The 3,019-nt window shown below is 67.9% G+C and carries 4 protein-coding genes; 1 reads left to right on the top strand and 3 read right to left on the bottom strand.

Annotated features, from left to right (window positions below; genetic code table 11):
- The 3 genes from ACIQ6O_RS15525 to glnA all read right to left on the bottom strand — a co-directional run.
- A partial coding sequence (locus ACIQ6O_RS15525; protein ID WP_396208683.1) for a glycosyltransferase occupies window positions 1–577 on the bottom strand: 577 nt, incomplete at its 3' end.
- A gap of 74 nt (window positions 578–651) precedes the next feature.
- A complete protein-coding gene (locus ACIQ6O_RS15520) occupies window positions 652–1,275 on the bottom strand; it encodes a superoxide dismutase (RefSeq protein WP_396208685.1) in 624 nt (207 codons plus the stop codon).
- Window positions 1,276–1,507: 232 nt separating this feature from the next.
- Complete coding sequence (glnA, locus tag ACIQ6O_RS15515) at window positions 1,508–2,875, bottom strand: type I glutamate--ammonia ligase (RefSeq protein ID WP_396208682.1); 1,368 nt, start codon at window positions 2,873–2,875, stop codon at window positions 1,508–1,510.
- Between the two features lie 27 nt (window positions 2,876–2,902).
- Between glnA and ACIQ6O_RS15510 the strand changes: the two genes are divergently transcribed.
- The coding region (locus tag ACIQ6O_RS15510; protein WP_396208684.1) for a zinc-ribbon domain-containing protein at window positions 2,903–3,019 on the top strand (117 nt) is incomplete at its 3' end.

Below are 3,019 nucleotides of genomic sequence, written 5' to 3'. Positions count from 1 at the left end.
TCGGGGGCAAGCCAAGCGACGCGCGAAACGCCTGCACCGGCGCCATCCAGCGCGCCGCCACCTGACGCCCCCCGGCGGCCAACCAGTCGGCGAAGCGCACGTGCACCGGGTACGGGATGTGCCGCAGCCACGGGGCCATCGGCGGCAGAATGGGATCGTACGCCGACATGAAGTTGAGCGGCGACAGAATGGTCGACACCCACGTGAGCCGCTGCTGCTCCACCACGATGGGGGCGGCCAACGCCGCCGGGTGCGTCACCACCAGGTCGGCGCCCTGCACGGCCGCCGTCAGCTGCGCGTGCGCCTCGCCCAGCGCCGGAATGAGCACCTCCCGGAAGATCGCCTCGGCACCATGACGCGGATGCATGCACTTGCGCACGAGATCGCGATCGAGCGCCGGATCGGCATCGGGCGCGCCGGGCGCGAACCCCAGCCCCGTGGCGCGCACGACCGGCTCGTAGAACGGCGGCATGCAGAGCACGACGTCGTGCCCGCGCTCGCGCAGCCCGAGGCCGAGCGCGAGATACGGGTTCACATCGCCGAACGAACCCCAGGTGGTAATGACGATACGGGCCATGCTGAACAACGAACGACAGGAGCGGAGAGATTCAGCCGAGGCGGCCGTGTACGCCCCGCATCAGGCGTCGGGCGTCAGGCCACCTGCGCGCCGGCCACGTCCCAGTTGATGCGCGCGAGCACCGCATCCACGTAGTCGGCCCGACGATTCTGGTACTTGAGATAGTACGCATGCTCCCACACATCGATCCCCACGATGGGGAGCTCCCCCTCGAGCAGGGGCGAATCCTGATTAGGCAGCCCGCGCACGGCGAGACGGCTGGTGGCGGTCTTCACCAGCCACGCCCAGCCACTGCCGAATTGCCCCACGGCGGCGGTCTTCATGGCCGCCTTGAGCGCGGCCAGCGACTCGAAGTCGCGTGCGATCATCTCCGCGAGCCGGCCACTCGGCGCAGCGGCGGTCGCCGCTCCCGGAGCCAGCAGGTTCCAGAACAGCGCGTGGTTGGCGTGCCCGCCGCCGTTGTTGCGGATGGCCGTCTGCACCGCGGCCGGCCAACGCCGCAGCCCCATGAGCAACTCGCCCAGCGTGTACTGATGCAGCGCTGCCTGCGTCTCGAGCGCCTTGTTGAGATTCGTCACGTACGTCGCGTGATGCCGATCGTGATGGATCCCCATGGTCTGCGCATCCACCGCCGGTTCCACCGCGTTGTTCGCATACGGCAGCGGCGGCAGCGTGAAGGGATACTTCTGGCTCAGCACCGTGTCAGGCGCCAACAGGAGCGGCGCCGAAACCAGCCCCGACGCGGCCGACACGGGCACCAACCCCGACAACGCCACGCCAGCCACCGCGCCGGCTCCCTGCTGCAGAAATCCACGACGATCCATCGCTGCTCCAAACGCAGTCAAAGTTGAGCGAACACGGCAGCCCCCGTGGGAGCGCCCCCATCACAACGCATGGTTCAGCCGCACCGTTGCCGGGGGATCCTCCCCCTCAGTAGCGCGCCAGGTACCGGTCCAGCTCCCACGCCGTCACCCGCTGGTTGTACTCGTTCCACTCCGACCGCTTGGCGGCGAGGAACTGCTGCGTGATGTGATCACCGAGGGCTTCGCACATCACTTCGTCCTTCTCGAGCTCGTCGCACGCCTCGCTGAGCGACTGCGGCAGGTCGTCGATGCGCAACCGCCGGCGTTCGCGGAATGACAGCTCCCAGATGTTCGTATTCACCGGCTCGCGCCAGTCGGCCTGCGTGGCGAGCCCGTCGAGCCCCGCCGCGAGCATCACGGTCAGCGCGAGATACGGATTGGCCGCCGGATCGGGCGTGCGCAGCTCGAGCCGCGTTCCCGCCCCGCGCCGTTCGGGCACGCGGATCATCGGCGAGCGATTGCGCATGCTCCACGCCACGTTCACGGGAGCCTCGAACCCCGGCACGAGACGCTTGTAGCTGTTCACCAGCGGATTCGTCACCGCCGTCATCGCGCGCGCGTGACGCAGCAGCCCACCGATGTAGTGCAGCGCGGTGAGGCTCAGCGACCACTCGCGGCTCGGATCCCAGAACGCGTTCTGCTGATTCCGGAACAGGCTCTGGTGCGTGTGCATACCGCTGCCGTTCTGCCCGAACACGGGCTTGGGCATGAAGCTCGCAATCAACCCGAACTGCCGCGCCACCTGCTTCACCACGAAGCGGAACGTCGCGATGTTGTCGGCCGTGCGCAGCGCATCGGCGTAGCGGAAGTCGATCTCGTGCTGGCCGTGCGCGACTTCATGGTGTGACGCTTCCACCTCGAAGCCCATCTGCTCGAGCGCGTCCACGATGGCGCGCCGCGCATCCTCGCCGAGGTCCATGGGCGCCAGATCGAAGTAGCCGCCCACGTCGTGCGTATCGGTGGCGGGCCGGCCGTCTTCGGTGGGCTTGAAGAGGAAGAACTCCGCCTCCATGCCCGCGTTCATCACGTATCCCTGCGCGGCCGCCTTGGCGAGCTGGCGCTTGAGCGCGCCGCGCGGATCCCCATGGAACGGGGTGCCGTCGGGCATGTTGATGTCGCAGATGAGCCGCCCCACCCGCGCCGCCGGATCACCCCATGGGAAGATCTGGAACGTGGCGAGATCAGGGGCCAGCAGCATATCCGACTCTTCCACCCGCACGAATCCGGCGATGGAGGACCCGTCGAACATGATGTCGCCCTGCAGCGCCTTCCTGAATTGCGAGCTTGGGATCTCGACGTTCTTGATAACGCCCAGAATGTCGGTGAACTGCAGGCGCAGAAAACGGACCTGCTGGGCTTCCGCGAGTTCGAGGATGTCCGCGGCAGTCGCGCCCGTGAGATTGGCGGGCACCAGGGAACGGCTTGGCGTGGGCATGCCGTATAGTAGTACCTTTCCAACCCCATGACTTCTTCGAACAGCACCGCCGGCGCCGGTTTCTGCGCCGCCTGTGGCGCGGCCATGTCCGCCGGCGCCCGCTTCTGCCACCGCTGTGGCACCCCCCTGGGCCAGGGGCTCCCC

It is taken from the genome of Gemmatimonas sp. (assembly GCF_044345575.1).
Classification (GTDB): domain Bacteria; phylum Gemmatimonadota; class Gemmatimonadetes; order Gemmatimonadales; family Gemmatimonadaceae; genus Gemmatimonas.
Note: the sequence above shows the minus strand (reverse complement) of the source record. Positions and strands in the feature narration are given on the sequence as shown.

Bases quoted from the DNA above. Each gene is read 5' to 3' on its own strand.
- glnA (WP_396208682.1), bottom strand. From the start codon at position 2,875: ATGCCCACGCCAAGCCGTTCCCTGGTGCCCGCCAATCTCACGGGCGCG.